The organism is Pseudaquabacterium pictum (genome assembly GCF_005403045.1).
Lineage (GTDB): Bacteria > Pseudomonadota > Gammaproteobacteria > Burkholderiales > Burkholderiaceae_C > Pseudaquabacterium > Pseudaquabacterium pictum.
Window position 1 is genome coordinate 107,055 of record NZ_BJCL01000004.1, and the last position, 14,986, is coordinate 122,040.

Below are 14,986 nucleotides of genomic sequence, written 5' to 3' on the forward strand. Positions count from 1 at the left end.
CGAAGTTATCAAGACGTTGTTTTAAAAGTCTGGCCTCGATGCGACAAGTGCAGCCCCCCGCCTCGGTGATGATCGATGCCATGACCACCAGCCCACCGCCCAGCCACCCGCCCGATGCCACGCACCACCGCCTGCTGCACCGGGCGCGCCCCCATGGCTGATCTCCGCATCCGACCGGCCCTGGCGGCGGCCGCCACGGTGCTGCTGCTGGCCGCACTGGCCGCGGTGCCCATGCTGGCCACCGACTTCCAGCTGTTCCGCTTCACCAATGTGCTGATCTACGCGCTGGCCCTGGTCGGGCTCAACCTGCTGGTCGGCTACAACGGCCAGATCTCGCTGGGCCATGGCGCCTTCTATGCCATCGGCGCCTACGCCACCGCGCTGCTGGTGGCCCACGCCGATCTGGCCCACTGGCTGGCCGTGCCGCTGGGCGGCCTGCTGTGCCTCGTGCTCGGCTTCCTGTTCAGCCTGCCGGTGCTGCGGCTGCAGACCATGCACCTGGCGATGGCCACCTTCGCCTTCGGCGCCGTGCTGCCCACGGTGGCCAAGTGGAAGGGTGTGGAGCAGTGGACCGGCGGCACCCAGGGCCTGGCGCTGGACGAGCCCACCGTGCCCTTCGGCCTGGCGCTGCGCTTCGACCAGTGGATCTACCTGCTGGCGCTGTTCGTCCTGGTGGTGTGCTTCTGGATGACCTGGCAGCTGCTGCGCGGCCGGGTGGGCCGCGCCGTCATCGCGCTGCGCGACCACCCGATCGCCGCCCAGTCGATGGGCGTGCATGCGGTGCTCTACAAGGCGACGATCTTCGGACTCAGCGCCATGCTGGTGGGCCTGGCCGGCGGCCTGGCGGCCTTGTCGATGCGCTTTGTGGCGCCGGGCATGTTCGGCCTGTTCCTGTCCTTCGGCTTCCTGATCGGCATCGCCGTCGGCGGGCTGGGTGCGCTCAGCGGGGCGCTGTACGGCGCCGTGTGCCTGCAGTTCATCTTCCTCGTGGTGGGTGCGTCGGCCAGCTCGCTGCGCACCTCGAACACGCCGCTGGTCTACGGCGTGGTGCTGATCATCTTCCTGTGCCTGTTCCCCAACGGCATCGCCGGGCTGGTGCGCACCGGCTGGGCAGCGCTGCGGCGGCGCTGGGCAGGACGGTCTGGGTCAGGCCACCCCTTGCCAGGTCGAATCGGCTAGCGCGTCCGGCGGAGGGCCCGGGTCCGGCCAGGTCCAGCTGGCTGCCACCGTTGCAGTGCGGCTGGGCGGCGCCTTGACCGTGCCGGCAGTGGCCGTCAGGCGGCAGTGACGTCCAGCCAGAAGCCGCCCTGGGGCAGGCGCTTCACCCGGCCGGCGGTGGGCGCGGCAAAGTGGGTGCCGATCACCAGCGTGCCGGCATCGGCCGCCTGCGCCCACACGCGCTCGCGCGTGGCGCGGGCCTGGGCAGGGTCGGTGTCGGCCGAGCTGCCCCAGTCCAGGCGCTCCAGCTGGCACGGATGGTGGGTGAAGTCGCCGGTGATCAGGGCCTCCTGCCCACCCGCGCGGATGCGCACCGACACATGGCCCGGCGTGTGGCCGGGCGTGGGCTCCAGCTGCACCTCGTCGCACACCGCATGGTCGGCCGCCACCAGGTCCATCAGGCCCGCGGCCAGCACCGGCCGCACCGAATCGGCCAGGATCTGCGCCGATTCGCCATGCACCACGCTGGCCTTGCCATCGCCGGCTGCAGGGGCGGCCGCAGCGGCGGCCTGCAGCTCGGCCTGGCTTTCGCGGTCCCAGTGGGTCCACTCGTCGCGGTGCACCAGGTAGCGGGCCTGCGGGAAGGTGGGCACCCAGGCGCCGTCCACCCACATGGTGTTCCAGCCCACATGGTCCACATGCAGGTGGGTGCAGAGCACGGTGTCGATCGAGGTGCGTGCATAGCCGGCTGCGGCCAGCGTGTCCAGGAAGCCGGTCTGCAGGTGCGACCAGTTCGGGTTGCGGCGCGGCTTGTCGTTGCCGATGCAGGTGTCCACCAGGATGCGGCGCTGGCCGGTGTCGATGACCAGCGCATGCACGCTCATCTTCAGCTTGCCTTCGGGCGTGCAGAAGTGGGGCTGCATCCAGCGCATCGGCTTGCAGGCCTCGGGTGTGGCATCGGGCAGGATGAAGCGCGATCCGCCGGTGGCTTCCAGCTCCACGACGCGGGTGATGCGGACATGGCCGACGGTCCATTGCAGCATGGGGTGTCCTTGCAGCGCGACGACGCTGCCTGCGTTTGACCGTACCAGCGCCCGGCGGGCGCGGCCATCGGGATTGCGCCCAGGCCACCCTGGGCGGGTCGGCCTCAGCCTGCCTTCAGCCGCTGCCGCACCATGTCGATGTGGCTGCGCAGCGAGTACAGCTCGTCGGCATAGCTCAGCGGCACGGTGACCTGGCCCACCCGGGTCTCGATGTCGGCCAGCTCGGCCAGCAGGGCGTCGGCCGGGCGCTGGCCCACCGCCTCGTCCACCGCCCGCAGCTGGGCATACCAGCGGAACACCCGGCGGCGGATGCGGAACTCGTAGACCGGCGGCAGCACCCGCGCCAGCGGGATCAGCACCGCCACGATGGCCAGCAGCGCCAGCCACATGCGGTCGGCCAGGTTGGCCAGCCAGAACGGCAGGAAGCGCTGCAGCCAGGGCGGGCCGCCGTTGGCATAGAAGCGCTCGGCTTCGGCCGCCATCGGCCACTCGCTGTCGCCGGCATTGGGAAAGTCGCCCTTGCGCTGGAACCAGCCGGCGCCGCCATGCACCTGCTGCGCCGCCTGCACCAGCAGCTGCACCAGCGCCGGATGCAGGCCCTCGCGCGCCACCAGCGATGCGGTGGGCGCCAGCAGACGCACATCGGCCGACGGCAGGTCGCGCGACAGATCGGCCACGCCGCGCGGCAGCACCACCGGGCTCAGGAAGGCGAAGCGCCGGCTGTAGGCCTCGGCCTGGGCCACGTCGAACAGGGCGATGCCGGGTGTCTGCAGCAGCATCTGCACCATCAGCGACTCGGGTGCCGAGGCCAGCGCCAGCGCGTCGATGCGGCCGGCCAGCAGATCGACCACCGCCGGCGTGGTGGGCTGCTGCTGGATGGTGATAGCCCCGGGCGCGATGCGGTTGGCCTCCAGCAACGCCTGCAGCAGCGGCGGCACGCCGCTGCCCGGCGCGCCCACGTTCAGCGTGCCGCCGGCCAGCTGTGCCAGCCGGGTGATCTGCGGCGCCTTGGCCAGGCGGCGGGCGCTGTCGCTGCGGTAGAACAGCCAGATCGGCTCGTGGAACATGCGGCCCAGGCTCTGCAGGCCGGGGTCGGCATCCGGGTCGGTGCCGGCCGGCTTCTGCCAGGTGCCGCCCTGCACGAAGGCGATGTCCACGCCGGATCCCGCCTGCTGCAGCAGCGCCAGGTTCTCGGCCGATCCCTGGGTGTTGCGCAGCTGCACGGTGATGCCGTGGCGCGCCAGCAGCTCGGCATAGCGCTTGCCGAAGCCGTCGTAGGCGCCCTGGGCCACGCCGGTGGCCAGCACCACGGTGCGCGGCGGGTTGGGCTGCAGCAGCTGGTAGGCGGCCCACAGCAGGCCGGCGGCCAGCAGGGCAAACGGGCCGGCGGTGAACAGCAGTTCGCGCAGCGTCAGCAGGGTGGTCTGCAGGGCCTTGGGCATGGTGTCGCCCTCAGCGGGGGGCCGGGGTGGGTGTGGCAGGCATGCGCATGCCGGCGCAGGGGTCGGTGCGGGGTTGCGCGGCGGTGCGCAGCACGGTGTCGTAGGCGGCGGGCCCGGTGCTGTCGGCCTCCAGCGCGCCCACCACCCGGGTGCGCGCGCGCAGGTCGGCCGGCAGCCAGCTCGGCACGCCGATGTCGCTGCGCACATGGCCATTGCCGGCCAGCAGCACCACGCCGCGGCCGGCATGCCGGGCCACCAGGCGGGCCATGAACTGGTCGCGCGCCACCTGCGCCAGCGCCAGCCGCGCCGCCTGCGCGGCAGTCAGCTGGCCGCAGTGGCTGGCCTCGATCGCCGTGGCCTGGGCACGGGCGATGTCGTCGGGCACGGCGGCGTCGAAGCCGGTTGCGGCCAGGCCCTGCTGCATCACCGTGCGCGCCTCGGCGCGCGGGACATTCGCCGCCACGATCGGCAGGCCATGCAGCAGCGCCAGGCGGATGTAGGGGGTGTAGAAGGGCCAGTGCCAGCCCGGTGCCGAGCCAGCGGCCTGCACCACCGCATCCACCTGCGCGTCCAGCGCGGCAGGCGACAGGTCGCCGCCGGGGCGGCTGGCGGCATCCAGTGCCGGCTGCCGCTCGCGGTCGAGCTGTTCCATCAGCAGGGCAGGGCGGTCGCCGCGGGCCATCAGGGCGGCCAGCAGTTCTTGCCGCAGGGCATGCTGGGCCGCGTTGTCATGCACCTCCCCCAGCAGCAGGGCCTGGCCCGGACCGGCGCGCAGGGCGGGCAGGTCGGCCGGCGGCGGCGCCGTGCCGGCACAGCCGGCCAGCAGCCCGAGCGCCGCCATGACCAGTCGCCCGGTCAGCGCGGCGCCCCAGCGCAAGGCCAGGCGGTGCGTCGGGGGGCGGTGCAGGGTCTGGGCAGGGGGCATGCCGGCATTCTGCGCTGCCCACCTGGCCGGCCGGCGGGTTGACGTGCAGGCCGGCGCCGGCGCAGCATCCGGCGGCTGCCACCACGCTGCCATCCACCGTGTCCACCCTCGATCTGCGCGCTGCGCCACAGACCCTGCACGCCCCCCGCCTGCGCCTGGAAGCACCGGCCCTGCACCATGCCGCCGCGTTCTCGGCCGGTGTGCAGGCCTCGCGCGCCACGCTGGACTTCGTGGCCTGGCGCCTGCGCCCCTGCGATCTGGCCTGGGCCCAGGGCTTCTGCCAGCGTGATGCCGACAGCCGCGCCGCCGGGCTGGACCTGGCCTTCCATGCCTTCACCCGCGACAGCGGCGACTGGGTGGGCCGCATCGACGTGCACAGCATCGACTTCGATGCTGCCCGCGGCGAGATCGGCTACGTGGGTGATGTGCGCCTGTCCGGCCGCGGCCTGATGCGCGAGGCGGTGCGCGCGGTCATCGGGCTGTGTTTCGACCTGGGTTTCGAGCGCATCGAGGCGATGAGCGACGCCCGCAACACCCGGGCGCTGCACTTTGCCGACAGCCTGGGCCTGCTGCAGCGCGAGGGCGTGCTGCGCCGGCACGAGCGCGATGTCGATGGCCAGCTCTGCGACATGGTGCTGTGGGCGGCGCTGAACCCCCGGGGCCCGCTGCCGGTGGCGCCGCCCACGGCCTGAACCGTGCCGCCAGCTTGTCCACCGATGCTGTGGATAAGCCTGTGGGCAAGCCTGAACGGCCGGCCGCCGGGCCGCGCCAACGCTGGCTGTCAAGAGCCTTGCTGCCAAAACGGGCAGGGAAACCCTTGGCACCAGGCGGCCCCTGGGTGACACGGCCCGGGCTGGCGCCGGGCCTATGCTGCGGCGACCTTGGCAAGCCTGCTGTCCGCCACCCCCACCACCTGCCCGCGCGGCCTGCGCTGGCGGCTGGCATGCTGGCTGCTGGCCGCCTGGCTGGGTCTGCTGGGCCTGCCTGCCGGCGCCGGCACGCTGGACCGCAACGCGCTGCAGGCGCTGCTGCCACCGCCGCTGGTGCTGGGTGAGCGCAGCCCCAGCCTGCCGGCCTGGCCGGTGTTTCGTCGCGAGGGTGCGGCCCTGACCCTGCAGGGTCATGTGTTCGAGACCATCGACCTGGAGCCGGTAGCCGGCTACGGCGGCCGGCCGGTCAACATGCTGGTGCTGCTGGACCGCGACGGCGTGTTCCTCGACGTGCGGCTGCTGTCGCATGCCGAGCCGCTGTTCACCTCGCCCCAGGGCACGGCGGTGCTGGCGGCGTTTGCGCAGCAGTACAAGGGCCTGTCGCTGCAGCAGGACATCCAGGTGCTCAGCGCGTCGGCCCAGCGCCAGGTCACCGACACCAGCGCCGCGCTGCACGGCGTGCTGACCGGCACCGTCTCGGCCCTGGCGATCGACCGTGCGGTGCTGGAATCGGCCGCGCAGCTGGCGCGGCTGCGCGCCCAGGCCGACAGCGGCCAGCCTGCCGCGTCGCCCCCCCGCGGTCCCGACGACCGCTACCGCAAGACCGGCTGGAACGAGCTGGTGCGCCTGGGCCTGGTGCAGCCCTGGCGGCTGAGCAACCGGCAGGTGCAGGCCGCCTTCGACAACGGCCCGGCCGCCTGGCGTGACCCCGGCGGCCGCAGCTGGCCCGACGGCCCGGCGGTGGACCTGTGGATCGCCCTGGCCGGCCTGCCGCAAGCGGGGCGCAACCTGTTCGATGCGGCAGGCTGGCAGCAGGTGCGCGCCGCCCGCCAGCAGGGCCACACCGTGCTGCTGCTGCTGGACGGCGGCCGCTATCCGGTGGCGGCGAGCGCCGCACCCGATGCCGCGCGCGCCGCGGTGCTGCAGCTGCGCCAGCAGGGCCGGCTGTTCACGCTGCAGCCGCTGGCCTGGACCGGCGGCATGGCCTTGTCGGGCAGCCGCTCGGGCGTGCCCCGCGATGCGGTGCCGCGGCTGTTCACCGTCGCCCCGGCGGCCGATGGCACCCGGCTGGATGCCGAGCAGCCGCTGGACCTGCTGCTGGCGGTGCAGCGTGGCGGCACCGAGCCGGGCAGCGCCGTGCAGGTGGCGGTGCAGCGGCCCTTCGCGGTGCCCGAGGTGGCCACCTGGCGGCCGCAGCCCGAGCGGCCGGCCTGGCAGGCCGGCTGGGCGCGGCGCACGGTCGATCTGGCGATCCTGGCCACCGGCCTGGTGGTGCTGGTGGTGGCGCTGGCCCGCCAGCGCTGGCTGACCGCGCGGCCGGGCCGGCTGGCGGTCTTCCGCACCGGCTACCTGCTGTTCACGCTGGGCTTCATCGGCTGGTGGGCGCAGGGGCAGCTCACCATCGTCTCGGTCACCGCCGCCATCGAGGCCGGCGTGGCCGGCCGCGCGCTGGACTTCCTGCTCACCGACCCGGTGGCCCTGTTGCTGTGGGCCTTCACCGGCGTCACGCTGCTGGTGTGGGGGCGCGGCACGTTCTGCGGCTGGCTCTGCCCCTTCGGCGCGCTGCAGGAGCTGGCCAGCCAGCTGGCGCGCCGGCTGGGCCTGCGCCAGCGCCCGCTGCACCGCCGGCTGGACCAGCGGTTGAAGTGGTTGAAATACGGCGTGCTGGCCGTGCTGTGCAGCGGCGCCGCGTTGGCCGCCGGCTGGACCGACACCGCGGTGGAGGTGGAGCCGTTCAAGACCGCGATCAGCCAGACCTTCCAGCGCGACTGGCCCTACGTGGCCTGGGCGCTGGCCTGCGTGGGCGCCAGCGTGCTGGTGTTCCGCGGCTACTGCCGCTACCTGTGCCCGCTGGGCGCGGCGTTGGCGCTGCTGGACGGGCTGCGGCGCTGGGCCTGGATCCCGCGGCGGGCCGAGTGCGGCACGCCCTGCCAGACCTGCCGCCACCGCTGCGGCTACCAGGCCATCACCCCGGCCGGCCAGGTGCAGTACGCCGAGTGCTTCCAGTGCCTGGACTGCGTGGCCATCCACCAGGACGCGCAGCAGTGCCTGCCGCTGTTGCAGCAGGCGCGGCGGGTGATCCCGATCGGGGTGGTGCGGTGAGCGGCACCCGGCGCCAGTGGCTGCGCTGCGCCTTCGGTCTCGGTGCGGCCCTGGGTGCCGGCCTGGGGATGGCGGCCACCGGCCTGCAGTGGCGCGAGCGCGCGTTGCTGGGCTTCGGCACCACGCTGTGGCTGCGCGCCGGCCATGCCGATGGCGGCCGGGCCGATGCCGCGCTGGATACCGCCGTGGCCCGTCTGCGCCACCTGGAGGCGCAGTGCAGCCTGTTCAATCCTGCCAGCGCGCTGTGCCGGCTGAACCACGACGGCCAGCTCGACGATCCCGACCCGGCGCTGGTCGACCTGCTGCGGCAGGCGCAGGCGGTGTCGGCGCGCTGCCAGGGCGCCTTCGACGTGACGGTGCAGCCGCTGTGGGCCGCCTGGCAGCAGGCCAGCGGCGCCGGCCGCGTGCCGACGCCAGCCGAGCTGGCCGCAGCGCGTGCCCGGGTGGACTGGCGCGCGCTGCAGGTGGCGCCTCGGCGCATCCGCTTGGTGCGGCCGGACATGGCGGTCACCCTCAACGGCATTGCCCAGGGCTACGCGGCCGACCTGGCGCGGCAGGTGCTGCAGCAGCACGGCATCGGCCACGCGCTGCTGGACACCGGCGAATGGGCGCCGCTGGGCCAGTCACCGGATGGCCAGCCGTGGCAGCTGGGCCTGGCCGACCCGCGTGACAGCGCCCGGCTGCTGCGCCAACTGCAGGCTGGCGGCCGCGGCATCGCGGTGTCGACCGATGCCACGCTGCGCTTCGGCGCCAGCCACCGTGACCACCACATCCTCGATCCGCGCAGCGGCCGATCGCCGCCGCACCTGGCGGCGGCGGTGGTGGCCGCGCCCAGCACCACGCTGGCCGATGCGCTGACCAAGGTGCTGTTCATGGGCACGCCAGCCCAGGCGCTGGCGCAGGCGCGCCGCTGGGGCGTGGACGTGGTGGTGGTCGACAAGGCCGGGCGGGTGCAGGCCAGCGCCGGCTGGGGGTGAATCAACGCGTCACGCTTGCGGGCGCTTCAGCTTCAAGTTGGGAGCATGTTTGGGGATGGTGCCGCCGGCTCGACGACGTTCCAGAGGCGCCGCTCGCCGGTGCCTGCAACCGGCCAACCGCTGACGTCTGGTGCGGCGGTCAGAGGCGGACACTTGATGTCTAGCAAGCGCGCGTCGCCTCCCGCAGCCCAAGGCAAGGCCTCAGCGCAGGCTTGTTTCCAGGGCGGCGTCCCACTCCGGCGGTGGTGAGGTCCGCTTGTTGTGCTTGGGCGTCCAATGGTTGATGCCCCAACTGTAGAGCCCGAGCGCGAAGGATGTCGGCGCACGGTCAGGCTCGTGGCTTTCCCACCCTTTCAGGCCGGACCAGACGAGCATTCGCAAGGCCCGTGCAATTCGCTCGGGCTTGTCCAGGAGTTGGCGATGCAGCTCATACGCCGCGCCATAGGCATGCCTGTTCGTGTAAACCCAACCCTCCGAGTCATGGGCAAAGCCATTGATGTCCATCCAGTGCAGAAAGATGGTTTTGCAGCAAATCGACACCTCAGAGTCAGTCCAGAGGGTCGCTGCTTGAGCAGCGGTAATGCTGGGCGGGCCACCATTCGTCTTCGATGCGGGGAAGTCGACCGGAAGCAGCCAGTCGAGCAATTCCGGCCGTTCAAGAAACTCCTGCGGCGGTGTCTCGAGCAACTGTCGGTAGGTCATCCCGCAGGCCAACGTCGCCCGCCCGCCCCAGAAGTCCCGGATAACCTTCAGATTGCAATCTTCGATGGCAAAGTTCATTGCGTGAGTCTTAGGTCAAGGTCAAGTCAGCATAGCCGCCGAAGCGGCCCGCCGCTCAGGCATCCCGTGTTGAACGAACTCGCCGCGCATTCCCCCGCCTGGTGCCGCCTGCCGCCCGGGGCGGCATCAAGGCAAAGCCGACGGCTCAGGCGGTGGGTCAAGCGACGCTGAAAAGGTCTGCTCGGGACAAAGAACCTGGACGCTTTCGGGGCAAATGTGCAGGTTCGGCTCAATTTCAGCCTGCCTTACCTTTCACGACTTGAAGCGCTGCCTCGGCAATATCGCATGCTCTCCGGCTACCGCCCCCGAGCCTACAGGCCTCAGTGTGCGCAATGAAGCCGGCCGCGTGCTTCTGCACCAGGCGGTACAGCGTGGTCTGCTTAGGGCGGTGGCGTTCGTAGTGCGGCGGGGCGCCGTCCGGCGCCCTCTGAGGCGTTCGGCCGACGGCTTGCACGCGAGGCTCCTGAGGTGGTGAGCTCGGAAGGTCTCAAGCTGCGCACGACGTCGCAATCGCCCTGTCGGGCGCCAATCTACTAGTGCCAACTTGCGGATGCCTACCTTCGGGTGGTTACCGCAATGCCGCCGCCGGCGTTAGTACCGACCAGGCGAGATACTCTGAAGCGGCTGGCCGTGTACGACCGGAACTGGCCCGGTCTGTGAGGTCACGAACGGCCGCTTCGGAGACGTTGAACCCGAAAAAGTGGGTCCGAGCGTCGGAGCTGCTTCGGAGAAGCTTGACGGGCAGGAATGGGTCGAATGCACGCATCGACCAGCGCAGTTGGCCTTCAAGAAAGCTGTCGCCTGCAAGCTGCAGTCAACGTCTGGGCCACCGCCGCGCACAAGCCAGGCTCAGACCACCAGCACCGTGCTGCACCTGCCAGGCAAGGCGCCTGCTGGCAGGTCAACTGCCCAGGGCCGGCTCAGCGGCCGGCCGTCAACGCCGCCAGCAGCGTGTCGGCGTTGTGCGCCATCAGCTTCAGGTAGGTGTCGGCGCGGCTGCCGGGCGGCGACAGCGCGTCGCTGTACAGCGTGCCGCCCACGGTGGCGCCGGCCTCGCGGGCGATGCGCTCGACCAGCCGCGGATCGCTGATGTTCTCGACGAACAGCGCACGCACCTTCTGCGCCTTCAGCTGGCGGATCAGCCGCGCCACGTCGGCGGCCGAGGCCTCGCCCGCGGTGGTCCAGCCCTGGGCGGCGCGCATGTCCAGGCCCCAGGCATCGGCCATGTAGCCGAAGGCATCGTGCGAGGTGACCAGCTTGCGCTCGCCCGGCGGGATGGCGGCCAGCCGGCCGCGCACGCTGGCGTCCAGCGTGGCCAGGCGGGTGGTGTAGTCGGCGGCGCGGGCATTGATGGCGCCGGCCTGGGCCGGCCGTGCCGCCACCAGCGCGGCGCGGATGTTCTCCACATAGCGCTGCGCCGCCTCCAGGCTCTGCCAGGCATGTGGATCGGTGGTCTTGCCGATGCGCCGCACGTTGATGCCCTGGCTGGCCACCACCACCGGCGCCTTGCTGCCGGAGGCCCGCACCAGCCGGTCGATCCAGCCCTCGAAGCCCAGGCCGTTGACGACGATCAGGTCGGCCTTGGCCAGCCGCTGCGCATCGGCCGGCGCCGGGGTGAAGGCATGGGCGTCGGCATCCGGGCCCACCAGGGCATGCACCGACACGGCGTCGCCGCCCACCTGCGCCACCATGTCGGCCAGCAGGCTGAAGCTGGCCACCACCTTCAGCGGCTCGGCAGCCCTGGCAACCGTGGCGAAGGCGGGCAGGGCGCAGGCGATCAGGGCCTGGCGGCGGGTCAGCAACGGGGTCATGCGGCGCGGTGGCGGTGGGCGGTGAAGAAGCGGGTGCGCAGGCTGTCACGCGTGCCGATGCACAGCGAGACCAGGTACACCGCGCCGGCCAGCAGCACGATGGCCGGGCCCGAGGGCAGGCCGAAGTGGTAAGACAGCAGCAGCCCGCCGTAGCCGCAGGCCGCGGCAATGCCGCAGGCGATGGCCGACAGCCGGGCCACGCTGTGCGCCCAGCAGCGCGCGGCGATGGCCGGCAGCATCAGCAGGCCCACGGCCATCAGCGTGCCCAGGGCCTGGAAGCCCGCCACCAGGTTGGCCACCAGCAGCACCAGGAACAGCTGGTGGTGCAGACCGCCATGGCCGCCCACCGCGCGCAGGAAGCCGGGGTCGAAGCACTCCACCAGCAGCGGCCGCCACACCAGGGCCAGCACCAGCAGGCTGGCGCTGGACACGCCGGCCACCAGCAGCAGCGCCGCGTCGTCCACCGCCAGGATGCTGCCGAACAGCACCCGCATCAGGTCGACGCTGTTGCCGCGCAGCGAGATCAGCATCACCCCGGCGGCCAGCGCGATCAGGTAGAAGCCGGCCAGGCTGGCGTCTTCACGCTGGGCGGTGAAGCGGGCCACGCCGCCGGCCAGCGCGGCCACCGCCAGCGCGGCGATGAAGGCGCCCAGGCTCATCGCCGGCAGGCTCAGACCCACCAGCAGGAAGGCCACCGCCGCGCCAGGCAGCAGGGCATGGGCCATCGCATCGCCGGCCAGGCTCATGCGGCGCAGCACCAGCAGCGTGCCCACCGGGCCGCAGCTCAGGCCCAGGGCCAGGCAGGCCACCAGGGCCCGGCGCATGAAGCCGAACTCGATGAAGGGCTGGACCAGCGCCCCATGGACAGCCGCGCCCAGCATCATGCGGCGATCCGCGGGCCGGGGAGGGCGGCTGCGCTGCCGGGCGCCTCGCACCAGGGCGCCTGCGCCTCCCAGTGCTCGGCCTGCAGGCGGGCGCGCTGCAGGTGCTGCGGCTGCAGCACCTCGGTGGTGGCGCCCCAGGCGATGGGTTCGCGGGCCAGCAGCAGGGTGTGCGGGAAATGCGCCCGCACCTGGGCCAGGTCGTGCAGCACCGCCACCACGGTGCGGCCCTCGGCATGCCAGCGGTGCAGCAGGGTCAGCAGATCGGCGGTGGTGCGCTCGTCGATGGCGTTGAATGGTTCGTCCAGCAGGAGTACCGGCGCGTCCTGCAGCAGCAAGCGGGCGAACAGCACCCGCTGGAACTGCCCGGCCGACAGCTCGCCGATGGCCCGCCGCTCCACGCCGGCCAGGCCCACGGCGGCCAGGGCCTCCAGTGCCTGGGTGCGGTGCGCGGCGCCGCCGGCACGCCAGGCACCCAGCCGGCCCCAGTGGCCCAGCATCACCACATCCAGCACGCTCACCGGAAAACTGCGGTCGATGTCGGCCTGCTGAGGCAGGTAGGCGATGCGGCCGGCCAGGCCGGCGGGCAGGCCGATGCGGCCGGTGCTGGGCGCGATGCGGCCCATCAGCCCGCCCAGCAGCGTGCTCTTGCCGGCGCCGTTGGGGCCGACGATGGCCGTCAGGCTGCCCGGCGCGAACTGGCCGCTGAGGTGGTGCACCGCAGGGCGGTCGCGGTAGCAGAGGGTGACGTTGTCCAGCGTGATCATGCGGGTTCGCCCAGGGCCCAGGCCACGGCCAGCCACAGCAGGGCCAGCAGGCCGGCCACGCCGAGCAGGCGGGTGCCGACGCCGGCCATCAGCAGGCTGGGCAGCATGGCGCGCAGCGGGGCAGCCGCGGGCGCAGGAGGGTGGTGGTGGTCGCCTTGGCCGGGCCCATGGGCATGCGCATGGGTGTGCACATGGGCCGCGGGCGTGGCCGAAGCCGCTGGACGTGACACGCGGGGCCTGTCTTGATGAAATCGCTTTCTCAATATCGTACCATGCAGGGCTGTTGCACACTGCTGCCCATGGAACGATCGACCCGCCAGCGCAGCGCCATCCGCGCCGCCATCGACGCTGCACAGCGCCCGCTGTCGCCGCAGGAAGTGCTGGCCGCCTCGCAGGCGGCCGTGGCCGGCCTGGGCCTGGCCACCGTCTACCGCAACCTGAAGCTGCTGGTCGAGGCCGGCGAGATCCAGCAGGTGACGCTGCCCGGCGACAGCGCCCGCTACGAGCCGGCGCGCCAGGCCCACCACCACCACTTCCAGTGCACCCGCTGCCAGCGGGTGTTCGACGTGCACCACTGCCCGGGCGACATGGCGCACATGGCACCGGCCGGCTTCCTGGTCGAGGCGCATGAGCTCACGCTCTACGGCTGCTGCCAGGACTGTGCGCCGCCGGTGCGCGGCAAGCCGGTGCGCGTGCCCATTCGATCAGGAGGCCCCGCATGACCCCCCGCCGCATCCGCCGCCACGCTGCCCTGGCGCTGGCCCTGTCCGCCCTGCTGGTGGGCGCCGCCCAGGCCGCCGGCGCCCACCAGCATGGCGTGGCCGCGCTGCAGGTGGTGGTCGACGGCAACAGCCTGACCGTCAGCCTCGACAGCCCGCTGGACAACCTGCTGGGCTTCGAGCGCGGCCCGCGCACCGAGGCCGAGCGCAAGGCGGTGCAGGCCATGGCCCAGCGGCTGCGCAACGCCGGCACGCTGCTGGTGCCGGCCGCCGCGGCCCAGTGCCAGCTGCAGGGCGTGGATCTGGCGTCCGACGTCATCGCCCCGGCCCTGCTGGCGGCCACGGCCGCAGCCACCACCGCCGCGGCACCGGCCGCCGCCGGCAGCGGTCATGCCGACCTGGAGGCGGGCTTCCGCTTCCAGTGTGCGCAGCCGCAGGCGCTGAAGGCGCTGGACGTGGCCGGGCTGTTCCAGGCCTTTCCGCGGCTGAAGCAGCTGGATGCCGCGCTGGCCGCACCCGGCGTGCAGCGCGGCGCCAAGCTGCGGCCGAAGCAGGCCACGCTGGCCTGGTGAGGTCGCGATGCATCCGCTGATCAGCACCCAGGCCCTGGCCGACCGCCTGGCCGCGGCGCCCGGTGGCCGGCCGCTGCGGCTGTTCGACGTCACCACCCACCTGCGCCCGGCCACGCCCGGGCCCTGGGCGGTGGAAAGCGGCCGGGCCGACTACCTGGCCGCCCACATCCCCGGCGCCGCCCACATCGATCTGCAGGCCGCGCTGTCGGACACCGCCTCGCCGCTGCGTTTCACCCAGCCAGGGCCGGCGCGGCTGGCCGCTGCCTTTGCCGCGGCCGGGCTGGGCGACGGCGACGACTGCGTGCTCTACAGCAGCACCAACGCCATGTGGGCCACGCGGGTGTGGTGGCTGCTGCAGTCCATCGGCGTGGCGGCGCAGGTGCTCGATGGCGGCCTGCCGCTGTGGCGTGCCGAAGGCCGGCCCGTCGTCACCGATGCCAGCACCTACCCGCCGGCGGCACCGTGGACACCGCGCCCGCAGCCGGCACGCTGGGCCGACAAGCAGGACCTGCTGCTGGCCATCGGCAACCAGCGGGTGTGCACGCTCAATGCGCTGTCCGAGGCACTGCATGCCGGCACCGCGCCCATCCACTACGGCCGGCCGGGCCACATCCTGGGCAGCGTGAACCTGCCCTACAGCGCGCTGCTGGATGGCCACGGCCGCTTCCTGCCGGCCGAGCAGCTGCGCACGGCGCTGGACGGTGTCGGCGCGCTGGGCGCCGCACGGGTGCTGTGTTATTGCGGCGGCGGCATCGCGGCCACGGTGGATGCGATGGCGCTGACGCTGGCGGGCCACGCCAACGTGGCGGTGTACGACGGCTCACTGCAGGAGTGGGCGGCCGATCCGGCGCTGCCGATGGACACGGTGCCGTGATGCGG

Annotated in this window: 15 protein-coding genes; 7 read left to right on the forward strand and 8 right to left on the reverse strand. The window is 72.7% G+C overall.

Translation table 11 applies throughout. The annotated features are described in order from the left end of the window. Positions 1-153: 153 nt before the first annotated feature. Positions 154-1,179, forward strand: a complete 1,026-nt coding sequence (locus FFT10_RS10070; RefSeq protein WP_162520747.1) for a branched-chain amino acid ABC transporter permease — start codon at positions 154-156, stop codon at positions 1,177-1,179. Positions 1,180-1,274: 95 nt separating this feature from the next. On the opposite strand, the gene FFT10_RS10075 is transcribed toward FFT10_RS10070, so the two are convergent. From FFT10_RS10075 to FFT10_RS10085, 3 genes are all read right to left on the reverse strand, one after another. After that, positions 1,275-2,201 (reverse strand): MBL fold metallo-hydrolase, encoded by a 927-nt coding sequence (locus FFT10_RS10075; RefSeq protein ID WP_137732691.1) that lies wholly within the window; start codon positions 2,199-2,201, stop codon positions 1,275-1,277. A 104-nt stretch (positions 2,202-2,305) separates the two neighbouring features. Continuing rightward, on the reverse strand, positions 2,306-3,643 hold the full coding sequence (locus FFT10_RS10080; RefSeq protein WP_137732692.1) for a TAXI family TRAP transporter solute-binding subunit: 1,338 nt from the start codon (positions 3,641-3,643) through the stop codon (positions 2,306-2,308). Between the two features lie 10 nt (positions 3,644-3,653). Continuing rightward, a complete protein-coding gene (locus FFT10_RS10085) occupies positions 3,654-4,568 on the reverse strand; it encodes a ChaN family lipoprotein (protein WP_228027046.1) in 915 nt (304 codons plus the stop codon). 98 nt (positions 4,569-4,666) lie between these two features. Here FFT10_RS10085 and FFT10_RS10090 point away from each other — a divergent pair, with 98 nt between their 5' ends. From FFT10_RS10090 to FFT10_RS10100, 3 genes are all read left to right on the forward strand, one after another. Continuing rightward, positions 4,667-5,260, forward strand: coding sequence for a GNAT family N-acetyltransferase (locus tag FFT10_RS10090; protein ID WP_162520748.1), 594 nt, complete (start codon positions 4,667-4,669; stop codon positions 5,258-5,260). A gap of 189 nt (positions 5,261-5,449) precedes the next feature. Continuing rightward, positions 5,450-7,600, forward strand: coding sequence for a 4Fe-4S binding protein (locus FFT10_RS10095; protein WP_137732694.1), 2,151 nt, complete (start codon positions 5,450-5,452; stop codon positions 7,598-7,600). Continuing rightward, positions 7,597-8,577: an FAD:protein FMN transferase gene (locus FFT10_RS10100; protein WP_228027047.1), complete on the forward strand. Its 981-nt coding sequence runs from the start codon at positions 7,597-7,599 to the stop codon at positions 8,575-8,577. Before FFT10_RS10095 ends, FFT10_RS10100 begins: the two co-directional genes overlap by 4 nt. Positions 8,578-8,778: 201 nt before the next feature. Here the strand turns inward: FFT10_RS10100 and FFT10_RS10105 are convergent, their stop codons facing one another. The 5 genes from FFT10_RS10105 to FFT10_RS10125 all read right to left on the reverse strand — a co-directional run bounded on the left by FFT10_RS10105 (position 8,779) and on the right by FFT10_RS10125 (position 13,046). Further along, positions 8,779-9,357, reverse strand: a complete 579-nt coding sequence (locus tag FFT10_RS10105; RefSeq protein WP_137732695.1) for a hypothetical protein — start codon at positions 9,355-9,357, stop codon at positions 8,779-8,781. 920 nt (positions 9,358-10,277) lie between these two features. Continuing rightward, entirely contained in the window at positions 10,278-11,168 is an 891-nt protein-coding gene (locus FFT10_RS10110; protein WP_137732696.1) for a metal ABC transporter solute-binding protein, Zn/Mn family, read from the reverse strand. After that, positions 11,165-12,049, reverse strand: a complete 885-nt coding sequence (locus tag FFT10_RS10115; RefSeq protein WP_373282501.1) for a metal ABC transporter permease — start codon at positions 12,047-12,049, stop codon at positions 11,165-11,167. Before FFT10_RS10115 ends, FFT10_RS10110 begins: the two co-directional genes overlap by 4 nt. Next, positions 12,049-12,816 carry a metal ABC transporter ATP-binding protein gene (locus FFT10_RS10120; protein WP_137732698.1) on the reverse strand — a complete coding sequence of 256 codons (768 nt, stop codon included), beginning with the start codon at positions 12,814-12,816 and terminating at the stop codon, positions 12,049-12,051. The genes FFT10_RS10115 and FFT10_RS10120 overlap by 1 nt, the downstream gene beginning before the upstream one ends. Then, entirely contained in the window at positions 12,813-13,046 is a 234-nt protein-coding gene (locus FFT10_RS10125; RefSeq protein ID WP_137732699.1) for a hypothetical protein, read from the reverse strand. The genes FFT10_RS10120 and FFT10_RS10125 overlap by 4 nt, the downstream gene beginning before the upstream one ends. A 69-nt stretch (positions 13,047-13,115) precedes the next feature. Here FFT10_RS10125 and FFT10_RS10130 point away from each other — a divergent pair, with 69 nt between their 5' ends. The 3 genes from FFT10_RS10130 to FFT10_RS10140 are packed head-to-tail and all read left to right on the forward strand — an operon-like array spanning position 13,116 to position 14,981. After that, positions 13,116-13,538, forward strand: a complete 423-nt coding sequence (locus FFT10_RS10130) for a Fur family transcriptional regulator (protein ID WP_137732700.1) — start codon at positions 13,116-13,118, stop codon at positions 13,536-13,538. Next, positions 13,535-14,107 carry a ZrgA family zinc uptake protein gene (locus FFT10_RS10135; RefSeq protein WP_137732701.1) on the forward strand — a complete coding sequence of 191 codons (573 nt, stop codon included), beginning with the start codon at positions 13,535-13,537 and terminating at the stop codon, positions 14,105-14,107. Before FFT10_RS10130 ends, FFT10_RS10135 begins: the two co-directional genes overlap by 4 nt. 7 nt (positions 14,108-14,114) lie before the next feature. Continuing rightward, entirely contained in the window at positions 14,115-14,981 is an 867-nt protein-coding gene (locus FFT10_RS10140) for a sulfurtransferase (RefSeq protein WP_162520749.1), read from the forward strand. Positions 14,982-14,986 lie beyond the last annotated feature (5 nt).